This is a genomic window from Pseudoflavonifractor capillosus, from assembly GCF_016899775.1.
In the GTDB taxonomy this organism is placed as follows: domain Bacteria; phylum Bacillota; class Clostridia; order Oscillospirales; family Oscillospiraceae; genus Lawsonibacter.
Genome location: NZ_JACJJE010000054.1, coordinates 1 through 19,439, shown reverse-complemented (window position 1 = coordinate 19,439; position 19,439 = coordinate 1). Strand labels below are relative to the sequence as shown.

18 protein-coding genes are annotated in these 19,439 nt (G+C 64.1%); 4 read left to right on the top strand and 14 right to left on the bottom strand.

The genetic code is table 11. The features are described 5' to 3' along the window. From H6B31_RS13730 to H6B31_RS13705, 6 genes are all read right to left on the bottom strand, one after another. Positions 1-501, bottom strand: a 501-nt coding sequence (locus tag H6B31_RS13730) for a leucine-rich repeat domain-containing protein (protein WP_204899019.1), incomplete at its 3' end; no start/stop codon positions are given. Positions 502-522: 21 nt separating this feature from the next. After that, positions 523-1,236 carry a cysteate racemase gene (gene cuyB, locus H6B31_RS13725; RefSeq protein ID WP_204899018.1) on the bottom strand — a complete coding sequence of 238 codons (714 nt, stop codon included), beginning with the start codon at positions 1,234-1,236 and terminating at the stop codon, positions 523-525. Between the two features lie 606 nt (positions 1,237-1,842). Continuing rightward, a complete protein-coding gene (locus H6B31_RS13720) occupies positions 1,843-2,334 on the bottom strand; it encodes a DUF3592 domain-containing protein (RefSeq protein ID WP_204899017.1) in 492 nt (163 codons plus the stop codon). Positions 2,335-2,366: 32 nt separating this feature from the next. Beyond that, positions 2,367-3,119: an AAA family ATPase gene (locus H6B31_RS13715; protein WP_204899021.1), complete on the bottom strand. Its 753-nt coding sequence runs from the start codon at positions 3,117-3,119 to the stop codon at positions 2,367-2,369. A 1,098-nt stretch (positions 3,120-4,217) separates the two neighbouring features. After that, positions 4,218-5,432: a carboxylate--amine ligase gene (locus tag H6B31_RS13710; RefSeq protein WP_204899016.1), complete on the bottom strand. Its 1,215-nt coding sequence runs from the start codon at positions 5,430-5,432 to the stop codon at positions 4,218-4,220. Between the two features lie 173 nt (positions 5,433-5,605). Next, a complete protein-coding gene (locus tag H6B31_RS13705) occupies positions 5,606-6,703 on the bottom strand; it encodes an alanine racemase (protein ID WP_243419059.1) in 1,098 nt (365 codons plus the stop codon). A gap of 311 nt (positions 6,704-7,014) precedes the next feature. Here H6B31_RS13705 and miaB point away from each other — a divergent pair, with 311 nt between their 5' ends. Continuing rightward, positions 7,015-8,427 carry a tRNA (N6-isopentenyl adenosine(37)-C2)-methylthiotransferase MiaB gene (gene miaB, locus H6B31_RS13700; RefSeq protein ID WP_204899015.1) on the top strand — a complete coding sequence of 471 codons (1,413 nt, stop codon included), beginning with the start codon at positions 7,015-7,017 and terminating at the stop codon, positions 8,425-8,427. Between the two features lie 521 nt (positions 8,428-8,948). Here miaB and H6B31_RS13695 read toward each other — a convergent pair. Beyond that, positions 8,949-9,206, bottom strand: coding sequence for a hypothetical protein (locus tag H6B31_RS13695; RefSeq protein WP_204899014.1), 258 nt, complete (start codon positions 9,204-9,206; stop codon positions 8,949-8,951). Positions 9,207-9,276: 70 nt separating this feature from the next. Here H6B31_RS13695 and H6B31_RS13690 point away from each other — a divergent pair, with 70 nt between their 5' ends. The 3 genes from H6B31_RS13690 to H6B31_RS13680 all read left to right on the top strand — a co-directional run bounded on the left by H6B31_RS13690 (position 9,277) and on the right by H6B31_RS13680 (position 13,318). After that, positions 9,277-9,504 (top strand): helix-turn-helix domain-containing protein, encoded by a 228-nt coding sequence (locus H6B31_RS13690; RefSeq protein WP_207752346.1) that lies wholly within the window; start codon positions 9,277-9,279, stop codon positions 9,502-9,504. 555 nt (positions 9,505-10,059) lie between these two features. Continuing rightward, positions 10,060-12,675 carry a DNA mismatch repair protein MutS gene (mutS, locus tag H6B31_RS13685; RefSeq protein ID WP_204899013.1) on the top strand — a complete coding sequence of 872 codons (2,616 nt, stop codon included), beginning with the start codon at positions 10,060-10,062 and terminating at the stop codon, positions 12,673-12,675. A 106-nt stretch (positions 12,676-12,781) separates the two neighbouring features. Continuing rightward, a complete protein-coding gene (locus H6B31_RS13680; RefSeq protein WP_204899012.1) occupies positions 12,782-13,318 on the top strand; it encodes a CD3072 family TudS-related putative desulfidase in 537 nt (178 codons plus the stop codon). Between the two features lie 100 nt (positions 13,319-13,418). Here the strand turns inward: H6B31_RS13680 and H6B31_RS13675 are convergent, their stop codons facing one another. The 7 genes from H6B31_RS13675 to H6B31_RS17315 all read right to left on the bottom strand — a co-directional run bounded on the left by H6B31_RS13675 (position 13,419) and on the right by H6B31_RS17315 (position 19,309). Then, positions 13,419-14,714 carry a biotin/lipoyl attachment domain-containing protein gene (locus H6B31_RS13675; protein WP_204899011.1) on the bottom strand — a complete coding sequence of 432 codons (1,296 nt, stop codon included), beginning with the start codon at positions 14,712-14,714 and terminating at the stop codon, positions 13,419-13,421. 41 nt (positions 14,715-14,755) lie between these two features. After that, a complete protein-coding gene (gene hfq / locus H6B31_RS13670; RefSeq protein WP_191436685.1) occupies positions 14,756-15,007 on the bottom strand; it encodes an RNA chaperone Hfq in 252 nt (83 codons plus the stop codon). Between the two features lie 55 nt (positions 15,008-15,062). Continuing rightward, complete coding sequence (miaA, locus tag H6B31_RS13665) at positions 15,063-16,010, bottom strand: tRNA (adenosine(37)-N6)-dimethylallyltransferase MiaA (protein ID WP_204899010.1); 948 nt, start codon at positions 16,008-16,010, stop codon at positions 15,063-15,065. Between the two features lie 692 nt (positions 16,011-16,702). Beyond that, entirely contained in the window at positions 16,703-17,026 is a 324-nt protein-coding gene (locus H6B31_RS13660) for a hypothetical protein (RefSeq protein WP_204899009.1), read from the bottom strand. After that, positions 17,023-17,661 carry a hypothetical protein gene (locus tag H6B31_RS13655; RefSeq protein WP_204899008.1) on the bottom strand — a complete coding sequence of 213 codons (639 nt, stop codon included), beginning with the start codon at positions 17,659-17,661 and terminating at the stop codon, positions 17,023-17,025. Before H6B31_RS13655 ends, H6B31_RS13660 begins: the two co-directional genes overlap by 4 nt. A gap of 259 nt (positions 17,662-17,920) precedes the next feature. Beyond that, entirely contained in the window at positions 17,921-18,592 is a 672-nt protein-coding gene (locus H6B31_RS13650; protein WP_204899007.1) for a hypothetical protein, read from the bottom strand. A gap of 18 nt (positions 18,593-18,610) precedes the next feature. Further along, the gene (locus H6B31_RS17315; RefSeq protein ID WP_346014087.1) at positions 18,611-19,309 is read right to left on the bottom strand and encodes a DNA mismatch repair MutL family protein; all 699 of its coding nucleotides are present in this window, start codon (positions 19,307-19,309) and stop codon (positions 18,611-18,613) included. Between the last annotated feature and the right edge of the window lie 130 nt (positions 19,310-19,439).

Genomic DNA, 19,439 nt, shown 5'->3' with positions numbered 1-19,439 from the left:
GACCGAGACCCCCTGCTGGAAGCTCACCCTCCAACCGGAGGGGTAGGGGGTCAGGTCCATCCGCACCTTCACCGACTGGGGCAGGGCGTCCAGGGCCTCCAAATGGACCAGCTGCTCCCGCCCGGGCAGACGCACCGTCTTCAGAGCGGGCAGCTGGAGCAGCAGGGCACAGTCGGAAAAGTTGGTCAGGGCCAGGTCCAGGTGCTGTAAATTTTTGCACTGGGGCAGCCAGGAGAAGTCCCCCATGCCTAAGGTCTGGTTCCTGCTGGATAGGACCACGGACAGCTGGCGCAGCTTCTCCATGCGCCCAACGGCGGAGAACTCCCCAGGGGAGAGGACAAAGCCCTCCGGCACATTGTCCCAGTAGGGGTCCACGGGGCTATAGAAGTTGTCCAGCACCTTCACCTGGGTCAGGTCATAGGGGACGGCGGGCATCCGCCCCAGGGCGCGCTTTACCGCCCCCAGCAGGCGGGGGTCAATGGGGATGGGGCCTTGGGACATGGGGAGACCTCCTTCCGGTATTTACTTGGTAAAAATATGCTGGAGCCGGCCGTGGCAGGCCTGGATGGACCGCTCGGCCAGTACCGCCATGGCGTCCAGGTAGAAGGGGGGCAGGTGGTGCTGGCTGGAGAAGACAGACAGCTCGGTGCAGGCCAGGATGGCGCAGTCGCACCCCTGCTCCTCCAGATCCTGGTGGACCACGGCGAACTTCTCCGGGTCCCCCGCCTTGCCCGCCTTGATGTCGTCGTAGATGAGAGACATGACTTTTTTCTGGGCCTCGGGGGAGGGAACTCTGGGCTCCATGCCCAGGGCGATGAGTTCCTTCTGGTAAATGCCCGTCTGTATCGTGCCGTCGGTACCCAGCACGCCGGGATAGTGGCAGCCCCGGCTGGCCAGGACCTGACAGGCCTCCCGCACCATGTGGAGGATGGGGATGGAGATCTGCTCCTGCACCTTGTCCAGGAAGTAGTGGGCGGTGTTGCAGGGCACCGCGATGGCGGTACAGCCCCCCTGCTCCAGCAGCTTGGCGCCGTACAGCAGGCGGTCGTACACCGGGTCCACATCCCCGGACAAGATCGCCGCCGTGCGGTCGGGGACCTCGTTGTCGGAGAAGATCAGCATGGAGATGTGCTCCTGGTCGGTGCGGGCCGCCGTGCGGTCGATGATATACTGGTAAAAGGTGTTGGTGGCCTGGGGGCCCATGCCGCCCAGAACGCCGAGACGGTAATCTGACATAGTACCGAGCTCCTTCTTTTTTTCATTGGGGAGAGACTGCTTCCGCCTCTTTTTTGCCTTCCCCTTTCCCGGGGGAGGGTGCCGAGCGAAAGCGAGGCGGATGAGGGGCGCTCCCCTTAAAAAGCCTTCCCCCTGGGGGGAAGGTGGCACGGCGAAGCCGTGACGGATGAGGGGGCAAGTTTCGGAATGGGTTTGTTATACACAGGGAGTTTCGCCGCTCCGGCGGCGAGTGACTTTCTGGACGGCCAGAAAGTCACCAAAGAACCGCTAGGGGGACGGCTCAGGATGGACACTTCGTGTCCATATTCGCCGCCCCCCTAGGACCCCCATTACGGGGGTTACCCCTTGGAGCAGGCAGAATCCTTCCGGCGCGCAAAATCTGAGTGCCTTTTCGCCATTCAATCCGGGCCACCGGGCCCTGGGTGTGCAAAAATTGCAGCCGACGCGGTTCCACGCCTGCGCCTGAGTTTACCGAACCAACGCGCCCGGTCTGTAGGGGCGGCACACAGGGCCGCCCGCGGGCCGCCGAGGTCGTCGGCCCCTACGGCAAAGCCGGAAGATTTCCGCATTTCGTAGGGACGGGCGTCCTCACCCGCCCGCGTCCAGCTACGCCAGCAGGACAACGGTATCCAGATCCACCCAGGCCCGCTTGGGGTGGGTGTGGTCCACATAGACGGTGGGGTGCTGGAGCCCCGGGGCGGGTTCCTTCCATAGAAGGCCGCTGTCCACCCCGTAGGTGCGGCCCTCATACTCATAGGTGCACCGGACGCTCCATGGGGAGTTTCTGCCTGGCCAGCTGGAGAAGCTCTCCCGCTCCCAGCGGATGAAAATGTGGCGGCGCACCTGAACGATGGTGCCGGGCACGGCAATTCCGGCAGACCGGAGCCGCCCCTCCCGCCTGCGCCGCCGGACTACCAGAGCGCACACCAGACCGATGAGCAGGCACACCACCCCAATGGGCAGGAAGGCCCAGGACGAGGCCGCCCCCCGGATGGAGACGCCCAGACATCCGTACAGCGTGCCGATCGCCACGAAGGCGGCGCCCAGGAGTCCAAATGTCATGGCACACAGGGCGGAAATTGAGTTCGGCGGACGCATAGGCGTCCCTCCTCTCAGTTTCTGTGTCGGTCCTATTCTTCCCGGAACAGCAGGTCAATCATCCGCTCCGGGGCTTCTAAAAACCGCCGGGTGAGCTGATAGTGCTCCGTGTCCCGGTAGGCCACCCGGTCAATGCCGTCCTGGGAGAGCTGATAGATGCACGCCCCCGGGTAGGCCATCAAAATGGGGGAGTGGGTGGCGATAATGAACTGGGAGTGCTTCTTCACCAGATTGCGCAGGAGCACCAGCAGGGACATCATCCGAGTGGGGGAGAGGGCGGCCTCCGGCTCGTCCAGGAGGTAGAGGCCGTTCCCCCCGAAGCGGTGCTCCACCAGAGCGAGGAAACTCTCCCCGTGGGACTGGTCGTGAAGGGACACCCCGCCGTAGCTGTCGATGAGGCGGGGGCCAAAGCTGGGGGCCTCGTCCATCTCGTCGATGTTGGTGGCCACGTTGTAAAAGCTCTCCGCCCGGAGGAAGAAGCCGTCCCGGGGATAGGCCGTCCTCCCCACGGTGAGGTACTCATGGAGGGGAGAGTGGGTGGCTCGGGTGGAGAAGTCAAAGTTCCGGGTGCCCCCCTCGGCGTTGAAGCCGCAGGCCACAGCCACGGCCTCCAGCAGGGTGGACTTGCCCGTGCCGTTCTCTCCCACCAGAAAGGTCACGTCGGCGGGAAAGAGGAGGGGGTGCTCCCGGTCCCCCAGGGCCCGCACCGCCGGGAGGGCGGAGAGGTAGCTGTCCGCCGGGACGGGCTCGCGCAGGTAGATGCGGTCGATGTAGCGGCGGAGCAATGGGGTCACCTTCCTTTTTCAGCGGGGGATTTCGCCGCCCGGCGGCGGGAGGTTCCGCCCCGCGGGGCGGGTTACTTTCTGGATGTGCCCAGAAAGTAACCAAAGAGGCACCAAGGGGCAGGCTCAGGATGGGCACTCACGTGCCCATATTCGCCCGCCCCCTGGACCCCCATTTTACGGGGGCCGCCAATTAGGCTGCCTCAGCAATGATTGCAAAGGCGCGGGTGGCTCAGCTGACTGGTCTCCCTTCTATTACCGCTGCCGCTGAGGGTCCGGTAACCTTTGGGTGTTTCTTCTATCGGTGGAAAGCGCGCCTTTTGAGTGGGTGGGGCTCAAGTTTGGCTCAGGGGACCGGCGGGCGGGTGAGGGCACCCGCCCCTACGGCGTATCCGAAGGTGCGTTTGATCTTTTGTAGGGCCCGATGCCCCCATCGGGCCGTTCCCGGGCGGCCCAGTGTGCCGCCCCTACGAAATATGGGAAACTTTCCGGTCTTTCCGTAGGGGCCGGTCCCAGACCGGCCCGCGGGCGGCCAAAGGCCGCCCCTACGGCGGGAACGGGCCGGTAGCGTTGGCTCGTCAAAGCCAGGCGCAGTTTTTGAACCGCACCATTCGAAATTTTCCGTCCAACAGGCCGCCGAAGGCGGCCCCCAACGCAAAGCCCAGCGTAGCGGGTTTGCGTTGGAGAGGAGGAGCGATGGAGTGAGCGAGCTTTGCCCGGTCCGGGCGAAGCGAGGGATACGAAATCCGCGACGACGAAGTGGCCCGGCGGGAATTCAGACCAGCCACTCAGATTTTACGCGCCGGAACTTTTCTGCCCGGCTCAAGGGGTGACCCCCGTAATGGGGGTTCTAGGGGACGGGCGACATGGAGGCGGGAGGCGTTGCCGAACCGCCGATTGCGCCCGCCCCCTGGCGCTTTTTTGGTGACTTTTTGGGCGTCCAAAAAGTCACTCGCCGCCCGCAGGCGGCGAAACTCCCCCTGCAAGAAACGAAACCGCTCTGTCATCGCCCCCTCATCCGTCTGGCCTTCGGCCAGCCACCTTCCCCCCAGGGGGAAGGCTTTAATGGGGGGGAGCGGCGAAATTCCCCCTGCAAAATACTTAATCCACCGGTTTTTTGTTGTACTGCTTGAACCGCTTCATATTCCCCAGATGATTTTTCAGCACCCGCAGCCAGCGGCGGAAGGAGGAGTCCTGGTCGTACACCAGGGAGTGGGAGTCCTTTCCCGCCCGGATGAGCTCCTTCATCTCCTTATGGTAGCGCTTGGGGGTGAAGCCGAAGGCCACGTTCTTGGGTACCATCCGCCACAGGGACTTGTCCTGGGTGATGACAAAGGGCAGGTCCTTGTGCTCCACCCGGTCCTCCACCACCAGCTTGGCGATGTTGTGGCCGGAGCCGGTGACATAGTAGTTGCTGCGGCCCTGGCGGCAGTTGATCTCGAAGGCCTTGTACTTCCCGTCCCGCTGGTCGTACTTGATGTCGAAGTTGGAGAAGCCGGTGAAGTGCAGGTCGTCCAGCATGGACTTGATCTTCAGGGAGAGCTCCTCGTCGTGCTCGGTGAGGATAACCGCATGGTTGCCGATGCCGTGGGGGGAGTGCTCCTCCAGGAGCACGTGGCCCAAACACATGAGCTTCACCTGTCCATTCCGGTCGGAGTAGTTGGTCAAGACCCGCATATAGGTGTCGTCCCCGGGGATAAACTCCTGCAAAACCATGTGGTCGGGGTATCCCGCCTCATACACCTGGTCCAGGGCGGAGAGCAGCTCCTCCCAGGTCTGACAGATGTACACCTTGGCCAGGGCATGGACCCCGGTGGCCCAGTAGGCCACGCTGTCGGCGGGCTTGGCAATATAGGGGGGGCCGAAGGGCAGGGAGAAGTCGTGGCCCATGGACTTGTCGTAGATGAAGGTGGCCGGGTGGTCCACCCCGTACCGGTCGCACAGCTGGTAGAACTTCTCCTTGTTGATGAGGGTGTCCAGCAGGGCCCCGTCGATGTAGGGGGCGATCACGTTGGCGGGCAGCTGGTCCTTGCAGTGGGCGGCCAGCTGCACATAGCTGTCCCCGCAGCCCAGCAGGAGGATGGTCTTGTCCGGGAACTCCTCCGCCACCGCCTTGGCGTTGCGGCGGAAGGCGTCGGCGCTCTCGTTGTCCGGGCACACCCGGTAGTCAATGATGGCGCTCCCGTGGCAGGGGAAGGAGGGGTACTTGCCGTAGGCGATGCTCCTCACCCCATAGGCCTCGTGGAAGGCCCGGGCCACGCTGTATACGTTGATGTCGCCGCCGAACAGCAGCGGCTGAAAGGGCAAATCGTTCATGTGGTTTCACAACCTTTGTTGTATTGTCTGGAAATCGCGGGATCTCTCTGAGGAAGCCGCACTGTCGTGTTTGAATTTTGTAGGGGCAGCTATCAGCTGCCCGCCGGCCGGCGCGGCCATTCTGCGGGCGGATACTATCCGCCCCTACACACAGCGGCGATTCTGCGGTAAGGTCAGCGGTATTCAATGTGAACCCCTCTGGCGTACAGGGGGTCCAGGTCAAAGGTGGCCACGTCTCCGGCGGAGCACTTCACGTCGGTGACGTTCAGAATGGTCTCGGTGGCGCCGATGCTCCCGATGATCCGCGCCCGCTGGTTTCCAATGCGCACGGTGCGCTGGCGGCTCTGCCGCCACCAGCGCCACAGGGCCCAGAAGCCGGAGGCCCGGGGGCGCTCCACCCCAAAGCCGTTCTGATAGCCCACAGGCAGCACCGCCACCCGGGTGGGCTTTTTCAGGGTGACCAGCTTGTCCGACCCCACCGTATGCCCCTTGGGGAGCCAGCGCACCTCGGCCAGGGGGGCCTCTCCATACCCCACCACGGTCAGGCCGTCCCCCTGGGTGCGGCGGCACCGGCCCAGCAGAACGGACCCGGCCCGCACCGCGTCCAGCCGGGCGGCGTCAAAGTGCATGAGGGCGTAGGAGCCGGCGGCGTGGACCAGCCCGGTCTCGAACCCGGCGGCATGGATGGCGTCCAGCACCTGGTGGAACTGCTTGAGCTGGGCGGATACCTCCTGCTCGCTGCCTTTTGGACTGGTGTGGAGCTGGGTATAGATGCCGGACAGAGCCACATTGGGCAGGGAGCGGTAGGCCAGGAGGATCTTCTCCGGCTCCCCCACCAGGAAGCCGCCGAAGCCCATCCCCGTGTCCACCTGGATGTGGGCCTCGGCCACGGTGGAGCGGTTTTCCGCCACCGCGTTCAGGGCCAGGCCGGTGTCCACCGAAGAGATGGTGCACACCACGTTCAGATCCACCAGCCGCTCCAGCTCCTCCCGGTCCACGGTGGCCCGGAGCATGAGGATCTCCTCGTCCACAAAGCCGGCCTCCCGCAGCTCTTGGGCCTCCTCCACGCTGCCCACGGCAAAGCGGCCCACCCCCTCGTCCCGGAGCATCCGGGCCAGGGGGACCAGGCCGGCTCCGCCGCCGTCTCCGGTGAGAACGCCGTACAGGGCGGCCCCCGCCGCCCGCTTCCGAACCACCGCCATGTTGGCCCGGACAGCCGCTTTTTCAATGACCAGCTTTCGCATGTGGATGCTCCCTTCTGTCTGTCTCAAGTGAGCGCCGGGGCGGAACAGACCCGCTCCCCGGAATACTTTATTTTAGCACTCCGGCCCTGAAAAGGCAATCCGGCCCCCCGCCCTGTCCCGGCCTTCCGGGGACAAATGGGAAAACATTTACAAAAAGTTTTCAAAATCCCGGCGGAGCCCGGGTCCCATCGGAGATTTTCCCCGGAGAGATCCGTCCCCGCTCTTGTGCCCGGGGCAAAAAAATGCTACAATAAAATGCTACAGTTGTCTGCCCCGCCGCCCCTTTTGGGGGAGTATGCCCGGAACGGCAGACCAAAAATCCACCCTGGGAGGACCACATGGAACGGATTACCACCACCATCCCGCAGGCGGACATCGACCGCCAGCTTTCTTTTTGCCGGGAGATTGCCCAAATCAACGCCGCCCGGCCTCAGCCGCCCCTGGCCTTTGTAGACACCTACGGCTGCCAGCAGAACGAGGCCGACTCCGAGCGCATCCGGGGCTATTTAAGCCAGATGGGCTACGGCTTCACCGACCAAGAGGAGGAGGCCCAGATCATCGTCCTGAACACCTGCGCCATCCGGGAGCACGCCGAGCAGCGGGTGCTGGGCAACCTGGGGGCCCTGGTCCACGTGAAGCGCCGCCACCCGGACCAGATCATCTGCGTGTGCGGCTGCATGGCCCAGGAGCAGCACGTGGCCGACAAAATCAAGCAGTCCTTCCGCCACGTGGACCTGGTGTTCGGCCCCCACGTGCTGTGGAAGTTCCCCGAGTTTATCCACACCCTGCTCACCAGCCGGGGCCGCATCTTCCAGATCCCCGACGAGGCCGGCTCCATCGCCGAGGGCATCCCGGTGGTGCGCCAGGACAAGGTGAAGGCCTGGGTGTCCATCATGTACGGGTGCAACAACTTCTGCTCTTACTGCATCGTCCCCTATGTCCGGGGCCGGGAGCGCTCCCGGAAGCCGGAGGACATTTTGAACGAGGTGCGGGAACTGGTGGCCGAGGGCTACAAGGACATCACCCTGCTGGGACAGAACGTGAACTCCTACGGCAAGGACCTGGAGGAACCCATGGACTTCGCCGACCTGCTGGAGCAGGTGAATGCCGTTCCCGGGGACTTCCTCAGCCGGTTTATGACCTCCCACCCCAAGGACGCCACCCAGAAGCTCTTTGAGACCATGGCCCGGTGCGAAAAAGTGGCCCCGGTGCTCCACCTGCCCTTCCAGGCGGGGAACGACCGGGTGCTGAAGGTGATGAACCGGAAGCATACCATTGCTCAGTATCTGGACAAAATCCGCGCCCTGCGCGCCCTGATTCCCGACATTGTGCTCACTTCCGACGTGATTGTGGGCTTCCCCGGGGAGACCACCCCCGAGTTTGAGGACACCCTGAAGGTGCTGGAGGAGGTACGCTTCGACGCCCTGTTCACCTTCATCTACTCCCCTCGGGTGGGCACCCCTGCCGCCAAGATGGACGACCCCATGTCCAGGGAGGAGAAGCTGGCCAACTTCAACCGCCTGGTGGCCCTCCAGGACTCCATTTCCGAGGAAAAGCACGCCGCTTACATCGGCAAGACCATGCGCTGTCTGGTGGACGGGGAGAGCGGCGACAGCCGGTACCCCCTCTCCGCCCGCACCCCGGGCAACCGGCTGGTGCGGCTCACCGGGAATCCCGATGTGATCGGACAGTTTGTGCAGGTGAAGATTACAGACGCCAATAAATGGTCCCTGTTTGGAGAGATGGCGTAATTTATTTTGCAGAGGAGGTTTCGCCGCTGTCTCTCCTAAGCCTTCCCCCTGGGGGGAAGGTGCCCCAGTGCGCACACTGGGGCGGATGAGGGGGCAGGTTTTAGATTGGGTTCCTAGTACGCAGGGTAGTTTCGCCGCCTGCGGGCGGCGACCTACTTTGCCCATGGCGGCAAAGTAGGCAAAACGCCACCGGGGACGGCTCCGATGAGCACTTCGTGCTCATAGTCACCTTTCCCCGGACCCCATTACGGGGGTTACCCCTTCGGCTTGGCAAAAAATTTCCGGCGCGCAAAATCTGAGTGGCGGGTCTAAATTCCCGTCGGGCCACTGGGCCCTGGCCTTTGCAAAAATTGAAACTGGTGCGGTCCCGTTGGTGCGCCTGGCTTTGCCGAACAAACGGTACAGGTACGTCTTATGCCGTAGGGGCGGGTCCAAGACCCGCCCGTCCAGGATCTGGCTGTATCGTAGGGGCGGCACACTGGGCCGCCCGCTCCGCTGTCGGGCCGGGGGTGACGCAAAACCTACCCCCGCCCCAGCTCCAGCCCGATGGCCAATCCCGCCAGAAAGACCGCCTCCTGTTCGACGGAGAAACCCAGGAGCATCCCGTCCTCCATCTTCTCCGCCAGACCCGCGGCCTCATCCCCCAGGGCGCGCAGCCCCGCCCGGGCCTCCTGGACCAGCTTTTCTCCCTCCCAGAGCGTCTGCTGTTCTGTGTGCAGGAGAGAATAGACCCGATTCTCCTGGGCGAATTGATATAGGGCCCTTTGCAGGTCGGTCATAGAAAGTTCCTCCTAACGTATATCGCACATTCGTGCGAGTTTTTATTTATTATATCCGCACGTTTGTGCAATGTCAAGAGGTGGTTTGGTGTCTCTCTTTTCTCAACGTCTTTTAGACCTGCGGACCCAGAAAAAACTGTCTCAAAATGCTGCGGCAAAAGGATTGAAACTGGGAAGCCGCACGTATCAATATTACGAAAGCGGCGAGCGGGAACCCACACTGTCTACCCTGATCCGCATGGCCGATTTTTACGGTGTGTCCATCGACTATCTGGCCGGGCGGACTGATACACCGTGAATTGCGGCGGGCGGCTGATAGCCGCCCCTACGACGTTTTGCGGGTGACCGGGCGGCGCGTCCGGGAGGCCGCGCCCTACAGAGGCGGCAGACGCCTCGACGGCGGCGGGGGCGAGCCCCCGCCCTACATAGGCAGCCTCCCTGGGACGGGCGGCCACATGGGGCCGCCCCTACGGCGGAAATCGGACCGGTACCGTTGGCTCGGCAGGTCCAGGCGCGGCGGTGGAACCGCATCCGCCATAATTTTCCGCACACCCAGGGCCCAGTGGCCCGGCGGAAATTTAGAACGTCACTCAGATTTTGCGCGCCGGAAATGTTCTGCCCAACCCAAGGGGTAACCCCCGTAACGGGGGACCGGGGGTAAGCCGTCATTGGCGAACGAAGTTCGCCTCTGCGGCGTCCCCCGGCGATCCTTTGGTTACTTTCCCATCGCTGGGAAAGTAACCCGCCCCGCAGGGCGGAACTCTCCCGCCGCCCGCAGGCGGCGAAATCCCCTTAAAATTGTCCATTTTCAATTGTTCATTGTCAATTCCAAAGAAAGAAAGATGGTGACCCCATGGCAGAGATGACCCCCATGATGAAGCAGTATCTGGAGATGAAGGACCGCAACCCGGACTCCATTTTATTTTTCCGGCTGGGTGATTTCTATGAGATGTTCTTTGACGACGCCAAGCTGGCCTCCAAGGAGCTGGACCTGACCCTCACCACCCGGGACCGGAGCAAGCCCCCGGAGGAGCGCACCCCCATGTGCGGGGTGCCCTACCACTCCTGCGACAGCTACATCGCCCGGCTCATCGCCAAGGGGTACAAGGTGGCCATCTGCGAGCAGACCGAGGACCCGGCCACCGCCAAGGGCCTGGTGGACCGGGACATCGTCCGGGTGATCACCCCGGGCACCGTCATGTCCGCCTCCATGCTGGAGGAGGGGAAGAACAACTTCTTGTGCGCCGTCTACGCCGACTCCGCCGCCATCGGCCTGTGTCTGTGCGACCTGTCCACCGGAGAGGTGTTCGGCACCTCCTTCCCCACCGGGGAGGAGGCCCGGAGCCACCTGGAGAACGAGCTGGGCCGGTTCCACCCCACCGAGGCGGTGCTGTCCGACGGGGCCTACCATCTGGACGGGCTCACCGACTTTTTGAGGGACAAGCTGGACTGCATGTGTGAGAACGGGGGAGAGGGGCGCTTCCGCTACGACGCCGCCCTGCCCCTGGTCCAGAAGCAGTTCCAGGCGGGGCTGGACTCCATCCCCGAGGGGGACCGGGCCGCCGTACAGGCGGCAGGAGGCCTGCTCACCTATCTGTACGAGACCCAAAAGACCGATTTAAGCCACATCGCCGCCTTCTCCTACTACACCACGGGCCAGTTCATGGAGCTGGACCTCACCGCCCGGCAGACCCTGGAGCTCACCGGCACCATGCGCTCCAAGGAGAAGAAGGGGTCTCTGCTGTGGGTGCTGGACCGGACCAAGACCGCCATGGGCGGGCGGCTGCTCCGGGGCTGGATCGAGCGGCCCCTCCTGTCCCCGGTGCAGATCGGCCGCCGCCAGCAGGCGGTGAGCGACCTGTACGAGGACATCATCACCCGGGAGGAGCTGGTGATGACCCTGAAGGAGGTCACCGACCTGGAGCGGCTCATCGGCCGGGTGGTGTACGGCTCCGCCGGAGGGCGGGATCTGGTGGCCCTGGCCAACGGCCTGGGGAAGCTGCCCCGCATCCGGGAGCTGCTGGAGGGCTGCTCCTCCGCGCTGCTCCAGTCCCTCCGGGGGGAGCTGGACGACCTGCCGGAGGTGCGGGAGCTTTTGCAGCGGGCCCTGGTGGACGAGCCCCCCTTCTCCGTGCGGGAGGGCAAGTTCATCCGGGAGGGCTACAGCCCAGAGGTGGACCGGCTCTGGAATGTCATTAACCACGGGGCCGAGCTGGTGGCCGACCTGGAGACCCGCACCAAGGAGCAGACGGGCATCAAGAACATGAAGGTCCGGTACAACAAGGTGTTCGGCTACTACATCGAGGTGGCCAAGTCCCAGATCAGCCTGGTGCCCCAGGACTGGGTGCGCAAGCAGACCACCGTCAACGCCGAGCGGTACATCTCCCAGGAGCTCAAGGAGCTGGAGCACACCATCCTCTCCGCCCAGGACCAGGTCACCGCCCTGGAGTACCAGCTGTTCTGCGAGCTGAAGGACACCGTGTGCGCCCATGTGGCACAGGTCCAGTCCTCCGCGGCGGCGGTGGCCCAGGTGGACGTGCTCACCTCCTTCGCCGCCGTGGCCGCCGCCAATGGCTACTGCATGCCCCTGGTGGATAACTCCTCGGTGCTCCAGATCACCGAGGGGCGGCACCCGGTGGTGGAGAAGGTGCTCAAAGGGACCCCCTTCGTCCCCAACGACACCCACATGGACAGCGGGGACGACCTGTGCGCCATCATCACCGGCCCCAACATGGCGGGCAAGTCCACCTACATGCGACAGGTGGCCCTCATCGTCCTCATGGCCCAGATGGGCTCCTTTGTCCCCGCCCAGAGCGCCCACATCGGCATCGTGGACCGGGTGTTCACCCGCATCGGGGCCAGCGACGACCTGTCCGCCGGAGCGTCCACCTTCATGGTGGAGATGACCGAGGTGGCCCAGCTGCTGAAAAACGCTACAAAAAAGTCCCTGCTCATCCTGGACGAGATCGGCCGGGGCACCTCCACCTACGACGGTATGGCCATCGCCCGGGCGGTGCTGGAGTACTGCGCCGACCCAAAGCGCCTGGGCTGCAAGACCCTGTTCGCCACCCACTACCACGAGCTCACCGTGCTGGAGGGGGAGATCCCCGGGGTGAAGAACTACAACATCGCCGCCAAAAAGCGGGGGAACGATCTGATCTTCCTGCGGAAAATCGTCCGGGGCGGGGCCGACCAGAGCTACGGCATCGAGGTGGCCAAGCTGGCCGGGGTGCCCGACCGGGTCATCAAACGGGCCCGGGCCATCCTGGAGGAGCTGGAGGCGGGGGGAGGTGGAATGCAGAATGCAGAGTGCAGAATGCAGAATGCCCCTCAGGAGCAGGTTTCCCTCATGGATCTGGGGGGACAGACCGTTCTCAGCAAGCTGCGGATGACCGATGTGAACATTTTGTCCCCCATCGAAGCTCTGAATCTGCTGGCGGAGCTGAAACAGGATTTGCAGGAGAGCTGATTTTTAAATCGCAGGGGTTTTCGCCGCCTGCGGCTCTTAAGCCTTCCCCCTGGGGGAAGGCTTAAAAAAGGGGCGGCGAAACTCTCTCAAAAAGGAGAAATGCTTAATGTTCACCGACGGCCGCAGCAAAAAAGTGATTTTTCTGGCCCACTGTCTCCTGAACCAGAACGCCATCTCCGACGGCACCGCCGTCTGTCCCGCCGCCTTTCGGGAACTCGTTCAGCTTCTGCTGGACCGGGAGGTGGGCATCGTCCAGATGCCCTGTCCGGAGCTGTGCTGTCTGGGGCTGGACCGGGGGGACGTCCACGGTGCGGAGCGCCCGGTGGTGGAGGAGAACACCCGCATCCGCCGGGCCATGGAAAAGGACGGCCCCCGGCAGAAGCGGGAGGCCCTGGCCGATCTGGTGGCGGAGCAGGTGCAGGAGTATCACAAACACGGCTTTCAGGTCCTGGGCATCGTGGGGGCCAACCGCTCCCCCAACTGCGGAGTGGAGACCACCTCGGATTTTGACCGGGAGGTGGAGGGCCGGGGCGCTTTTATGGAGGCCATCGCTCAGCGGCTGGAGGCGGCGGGGATCTCCGTCCCCATGCTTGGGCTGAAGGGCTCGGACGGCGCGGCACAAAAGGTGGCCGCCCTCTTGTAACCCCGCTGCCGCATGAAACAGAAAAACACCCCAGAGGATGGAAGCTGAAACGCTCTCCCTCTGGGGTGTTGTTATAAATTCCGGTCCAAATATGGGGCGGTCAGTCCTGCTGCACCAGCTTCCCGTCGTACAGGCCGGTGCCCTGAACCACGATCTCGTCCCCGCTGCGCAGGGAGCGGCTGCTCTCCTGGGCGGGCTCGACCACATAGAAGTCGCTGCCCTCCGCCAGAATATTCACCGGCTTGAACTCCATCTGTCCGGCCACCACGGTGTACACGCCGGTGGTGTTGATCTCGGTGGTCTCGCCGGTCTCCTCGTCGGTCTGGGTGCTGGTCTGAATGCGCACGGCGGCCTTGGGCACCCGCAGGCCGCTCTGACTGTCAAAGATGATCTCCGCCGTCTGCCGGCGCAGCAGGGTGGTCTGCTCCAGATAGCGGTTGGCGGACAGCACCACCACCGCCTGTCCATCCTCCGCCTCACTCACCTGGACCACCTTTGCGGGGATGTCCCGGGTGAAGTCGCTGGCAAAGCGCAGCGTGACCGTCGCATAGTCCTGCCCGGAGGGCACCGGCAGCTCGTCCAGCCGCTCCCCTTCCTCCTGGGTGACAACGGCGGCGAAGTACCAGTCCTTGGACAGGATCAGCTTGCCCGCCGCGGAGTCCTCCCCGCTGGGACTCATATTCATCAGCTCCCGCAGCCCGGAGGGGGTGAGCTGAAGGACCGATTCCGGGCTGACCAGGGTCTCGTACCCGTCCACCAGGGCGGAGAAGGTGCCCGCCTGGGGGGCGGTGATCTGGGTCACGGCGTTGTAGGTCTGGCTCTGGAGGGCGCTGTACTCGGCCGTGAGCTCGCTGAGGCGGTTTGTCAGGTCCTCCTCCGTCAACTCGGCCCCATAGGAGTACTCCCGGCGCAGCACGCTCCCTTTGATCTCCAGCACCCGGTCCTCCAGGTCGCTGAAATCATTCTGGGCGGAGGAGCCCCGCAGGTCCACCAGGGTCTGAAAGATCCCCTGGTCGATCTCCGCCACCGAGTTCACGCCGCCCCCCTGGCCGATGGCATAGCGCAGCTGGGTGATCTCCATGGCCAGGGACTCCTGCTGCTCCTGGGCCTGCTGGGCCTGGTCGTCCCGGTACACCATGGCCACCGTCTGGCCGATACCCACCTGCTCTCCCTCGCCCCGGGTCACGTCGATGATACCCGTGCCCCCGGTGAGCACCTGCTCGGAACGGACGATCAGCCCCTCCGTCTCCACGCTGTCATTGAGCTCATACTCATAGGCGTAGGTGGTGGTGAAGGGGTCCTCAAAGGTCCGCCAGACCGAGTAGAGGATGTAGCAGCCCAGGGCGGCCGCCAGCAGAACGATGACAAATGTGATGAGTGGTTTGCCTTGCTTCATGGGCCCTTCTCTCTTTCTGTTCCGGGCTCCCCCGGAGAAGTCTAGCGCTCCTCCCCCTGGTCCTCCCCGCCGCTCGGGCCCAGGGGGACCGGCCGCTCAGGGACGATGGTGGAGATGGCGTGTTTGTAGACCACCTGCTGTTTGCCGTCGGTGGTCAGGATCACAGTGAAAGCGTCAAATCCGGTGACATAGCCCCGCATCTGAAAGCCGTTCATCAGGAACATGGTGACGCTCCGGTGCTCCCGGCGGACCTGGGTGAGGAAAATCTCCTGGAGGTTGTTGGTCTTCTGCATATGTAAGCACTCCTTTTTCTGTTGGCGCGTCTTTGTCTCCGCGCCGGAAGTGCCTCTATCCTAACCCAAATTCCTCCAAAAGTTCCGTCGAACGCTGTCGGGCGTTCCCAAAATTTGGATTTTTCTCCCAGAGCAGCCAGTGGACCTCCGGATTACGCCGGAACCAGGTGAGCTGCCGCTTGGCGTACTGCCGGGAGCGGAGCTTCACCAGCTCCTCCGCCTCCCGCCAGGTCATGGTCCCCTCCACCGCCGCCACAAACTCCTTATAGCCGATGGCCTGCATGGCGGTGCAGCGGGGGGACAGGCCGGAGGAGAGCAGCTCCCGCACCTCCCGCTCCAGCCCGTCGGCGGCCATCTGATCCACCCGAGCGTCGATGCGCGCCCACAGGTCCGCCCGGTCCTGGAAATTGAGACCGATGGTGAGGGCCTCATACCGGGGCGGGAGGGCCCGGGTCTCCCGGTTGTGCTCTGAGATGGTCTTTCCGGTGGAGCGGTACACCTCCAGGGCCCGGACGATGCGCTTATGGTCGTTGGGGTGGAGGCGCGCGGCGGCCTCCGGGTCCACCCGGGAGAGCTCCGACAGCATGGCTTCCCCGCCCCGCTCCGCCAGCTCCGCCTCCAGCTCCTTCCGCAGAGAGCTGTCGGGGGAGAAGGCGGCAAAGGTCCGCCCGGACAGGAGGGAGTCCACATACAGGCCGGTCCCGCCGGCCACGATGGGCAGCTTCCCCCGGGAGAAGATGTCGTCCACACAGGCGGAGGCCATCTCCACATACCGGGCCACCGAGAAGTCCTCCTCCGGGTCGGCCACGTCGATCATGTGGTGGGGAACGCCGTCCATCTCCTCCGCCGTGGGCTTGGCGGTGCCGATGTCCATGCGGCGGTAGATCTGCATGGAGTCGGCGGACACCACCTCGCCGTTGTGGGCCTTGGCCAGCTCCACCGCCATCCGGGTCTTGCCCGAGGCGGTGGGGCCCACGATCACCAGTATTTTTTTAGAAGGCATTGTATCACCGCCTGTGGGAAAATTCTAGGGGAGAGGTGTAAATTTTTTTGGGGGGATTTTGCCGGCCGCTCTTTAATCCTGCCTTCCCCCTGGGGGGAAGGTTCCGCCCTGCGGGGCGGGTTACTTTGCCCGCGGCGGCAAAGTAACCAAAACGCCGCCGGGGACGGCTCCAGATGAGCACTTCGTGCTCATAGTCGCCTTTCCCCGGACCCCCGTTACGGGGGTTACCCCTTTGGTCAAGCAAAACATTTCCGGCGCGCAAAATCTGAGTAAGTGCCTAAATTCCCGCCGGGCCACTGGGCCCTGGGTTTGCAAAAATTGCCGCTGGTGCGGTTCCATGCCTGCGCCTGAGTTTGCCGAACCAACACGCCCGGTCCGTTTCCAACCGTAGGGGCGGCACATCTGGGCCGCCCGGAAACGGCCCGATGGGGGCATCGGGCCCTACATAAGATCAAACGCACCTTCGGATACGCCGTAGGGGCGGGTGTCCTCACCCGCCCGCCCCAGAGGATTCCTCCCACTCGCAGGGGCGGCACACTGGGCCGCCCGGAAACGGCCCGATGGGGGCATCGGGCCCTACAAAAGATCAAACGCACTTTCGGATACGCCGTAGGGGCGGGTGTCCTCACCCGCCCGCCCCAGAGGATTCCTCCCACTCGCAGGGGCGGCACACTGGGCCGCCCGCCTTCGGGTTACCGCGTCTTTATGGGCATAGGCCATGCGGTCACCGCATCCCGGGCGGCCCTGGCCAGCTCCACCAGGGCGTCCAGCTGCCGGGGGAAGCCGCAGTCCTCATACTCCTTCCGCCGGGCCTCCTGGTCCATCTCCTCAAAGAGACCGAACACCTCGTCCCGCATGGACACCTCCTGTTCCATGCTCACCTGGGCCTCCACCAGATGGATGCGCTCCTCCGGGTCCTCCAGAAACAGCAGCCCCTCCTTGCCGCCCTTCTCTGTGCCGAAGAATACGCCGCCCCGGTCCTGGGCGTACCAATACAGATACTCGTTCCAGCTCATGTGCTTCCTCCCTGCATTCCATCCGGCGGCCTGTGCCCTCTGGGCCACAGACTGGCCCAGTCCCGTGCGGTCTGGGCCATCTCCACCAGGCCGTCCATCTGCTCCCGGAAGCCGCTCTCGGCGTACAGCTTGCGCTGGTTGGGCACGTCCCGGCCGGCGGCCCGGCCCTTGGAGTCCACCGACTCCTCCAGGTGCTCCGCGTCCTTCCGGACGCTCACCAGATGGGCCAGCGCCCCCTCCTGAATGGGGTTAATCTGAATCCAGGCCCCCGGCTCCGCCCGCAGCAGCTCCTGGAGCCGCCGGTTCTGGAGCAGGTAGGGGGTGCGCGCCGGGTCGCTGCTACGGATGTTCCGGCGGACGGACAGCTCGAACACGCCGGACTCCTCATCCTCCCGGCCGGAGAAGCGCTCCCGCCGGACAGTCAGATAGTAGGGGTGTTCCATGCTAGCCCGGAGGGTAATGGCGATCTCCCGGTGGAGCATCCCGCTGCGCCCCGGCACCAGCTCGCATTGGATAAGCGCCGGGCCCATGGGCATGTCCAGAAAGAGGATGCCGCTGTCCCTCCAGACCATGGAGGAGAACAACTCTCCGCCCCGCTCCCGCCAGTACCAATAGAGGCTGTCGTTCCAGTTCATTCCGCCCCGCCCCCTCTCCATCCGGCCGCGGGCCGGCTGTTGGTTCCGCTGAAAATGCGCTTCTCTCTACCCTTCATGGGAGATTCCTCCTTTTCCTCCGCCGCACCGGCGGGGCGCTTGGGAATCCGTTTGTGCAGTGGCCGGATAGGCCAGGCTTGCTCTGGGTATGCTGGTCGCGGCGCTGCGCGGAATGGGGTTCTCACGGTTATAGTTTCCCGGAAAGCTGCAAGGGGTGCTGAAATAGGGCCGGCTGCCCCCGTTACGGCGTCTTCATGGGCATAGGCCAGGCGGTCACCGCGTCCCGGGCGGCTTTGGCCAGCTCCACCAGGGCGTCCAGCTGTTCCTGGAAGCCGCTGGCCTGGTAGTTTGCCCGCTCGTACCGCTCCGTCCCAAATTGATCAAACAGAGCGTCCGCCATCTCATCCTGTTCCAGCGTCACCCTGGCCTCCACCAAATGGGCCGTTCCCACCGGACCCATGGGCCCCACCTGGAGCCGGAAATCCGGCCAAGCTGCCAGAAGTTCCTTCAGCTCCCGGCTCTGGAGCACCCACCGGGTGAACTCCGGCTCGTTGGTCTTGATGCCCCGGTCGTCGGCCAGCTCTGGGACCCCGTAATCCGGGGTGAGCTCCGTCTTTCGTCCCAGCGCCTGGGCGCCCCGTTCCAGGCCGCCCAGCACCCTGTTGACGCCTCCCCGCAGGGAGCTCTGTTTTTTAATGGACAGGGCATAGGGGCGCTCCAGCTCAGCCCGTGTCCTGACGGTCACATCCCGGTGCGTACCATACTGGCCGCTGTAGGTCACCTGCACGCAGATCAGGATGGGGCCCTTGGGGTCCTCCAGCAGCAGAGCGCCCTCGTTCTCCTCTTTTTTCAGGCCAAAATAAGTCCCGTCCCGGTCCTGTGCGTACCAATACAGACATTCATTCCAGCTCATGGAGGTTCCTCCTTCCGCTCAGCTGCGCTTGAACTGCTTCTCCAGCTGCTGCCGGGTGAGCTCGATGGCCACCGGGCGGCCGTGTGGACAGTACTTGACTTGGCCCGACATGACCGCCTGGGCCACCCGCTCCAGCTCCCGGGGGCTGGTCTTCCAGCCCCCTTTGATGGCCGCCTTGCAGGCCATGGTGTGCAGAAGCTCGTCCCGGGCGGCGCCGGGGTCGGCGGTGCCGGTGGTGAGCAGCTTCTGGGCGATCTCGGTGAGGGTGGCCTCGATGTCCCCCGGGTCCACGTCGAAGGGGGCCTGGCGGACCACCAGGGCCCCGCCGCCGAAGTCCTCCACCCCGAAGCCGAACTCCTCCAGCAGGGGGAGGTGGGAGAGCAGGGCTGCCTGTTCCTCCGGGGCCAGGCGGCACACCATGGGGGAGAGGAGGGTCTGAGCCATGGGGTCGTACCCCGCCGCCTTCATCCGGTCAAAGTTCATCCGCTCATGGGCGGCGTGCTTGTCGATGAACAGGACCTTGTCCCCCTGCTCCACGATGATGTAGGTGTTCAGCACCTCCCCGGCCAGCCGCCAGGGGAGGACCTCCGGTTCCGGCTCCGCTTCCGGTTCTGCTGCCGGCTCCGGCGGGGCAGGGGAGGGGGGCACCGTCTCCCGCTCCGGTACGGGTTCCGGGGAAATTGTCTCTGCTGCGCGGATGTTTTCCACTTTTTCCACAGAGTTTTCCACAGGATATGCAACTTGTTTAGCCGGTTCCGCCGCCTCCTCCACCTGACCCTGACAAGGGGTTATCCTATTCAGGGGGACGGATTTGTCTGTATTCTCCGCCTGTCTCTTATACACATCT

Coding starts and splice junctions, on each gene's coding strand:
- cuyB (WP_204899018.1), bottom strand. CDS start 1,236: ATGTCAGATTACCGTCTCGGCGTTCTGGGCGGCATGGGCCCCCAGGCC.
- H6B31_RS13720 (WP_204899017.1), bottom strand. CDS start 2,334: ATGCGTCCGCCGAACTCAATTTCCGCCCTGTGTGCCATGACATTTGGA.
- H6B31_RS13710 (WP_204899016.1), bottom strand. CDS start 5,432: ATGAACGATTTGCCCTTTCAGCCGCTGCTGTTCGGCGGCGACATCAAC.
- miaB (WP_204899015.1), top strand. CDS start 7,015: ATGGAACGGATTACCACCACCATCCCGCAGGCGGACATCGACCGCCAG.
- H6B31_RS13695 (WP_204899014.1), bottom strand. CDS start 9,206: ATGACCGACCTGCAAAGGGCCCTATATCAATTCGCCCAGGAGAATCGG.
- H6B31_RS13690 (WP_207752346.1), top strand. CDS start 9,277: ATGTCAAGAGGTGGTTTGGTGTCTCTCTTTTCTCAACGTCTTTTAGAC.
- mutS (WP_204899013.1), top strand. CDS start 10,060: ATGGCAGAGATGACCCCCATGATGAAGCAGTATCTGGAGATGAAGGAC.
- H6B31_RS13680 (WP_204899012.1), top strand. CDS start 12,782: ATGTTCACCGACGGCCGCAGCAAAAAAGTGATTTTTCTGGCCCACTGT.
- H6B31_RS13675 (WP_204899011.1), bottom strand. CDS start 14,714: ATGAAGCAAGGCAAACCACTCATCACATTTGTCATCGTTCTGCTGGCG.
- hfq (WP_191436685.1), bottom strand. CDS start 15,007: ATGCAGAAGACCAACAACCTCCAGGAGATTTTCCTCACCCAGGTCCGC.
- miaA (WP_204899010.1), bottom strand. CDS start 16,010: ATGCCTTCTAAAAAAATACTGGTGATCGTGGGCCCCACCGCCTCGGGC.
- H6B31_RS13660 (WP_204899009.1), bottom strand. CDS start 17,026: ATGAGCTGGAACGAGTATCTGTATTGGTACGCCCAGGACCGGGGCGGC.
- H6B31_RS13655 (WP_204899008.1), bottom strand. CDS start 17,661: ATGAACTGGAACGACAGCCTCTATTGGTACTGGCGGGAGCGGGGCGGA.
- H6B31_RS13650 (WP_204899007.1), bottom strand. CDS start 18,592: ATGAGCTGGAATGAATGTCTGTATTGGTACGCACAGGACCGGGACGGG.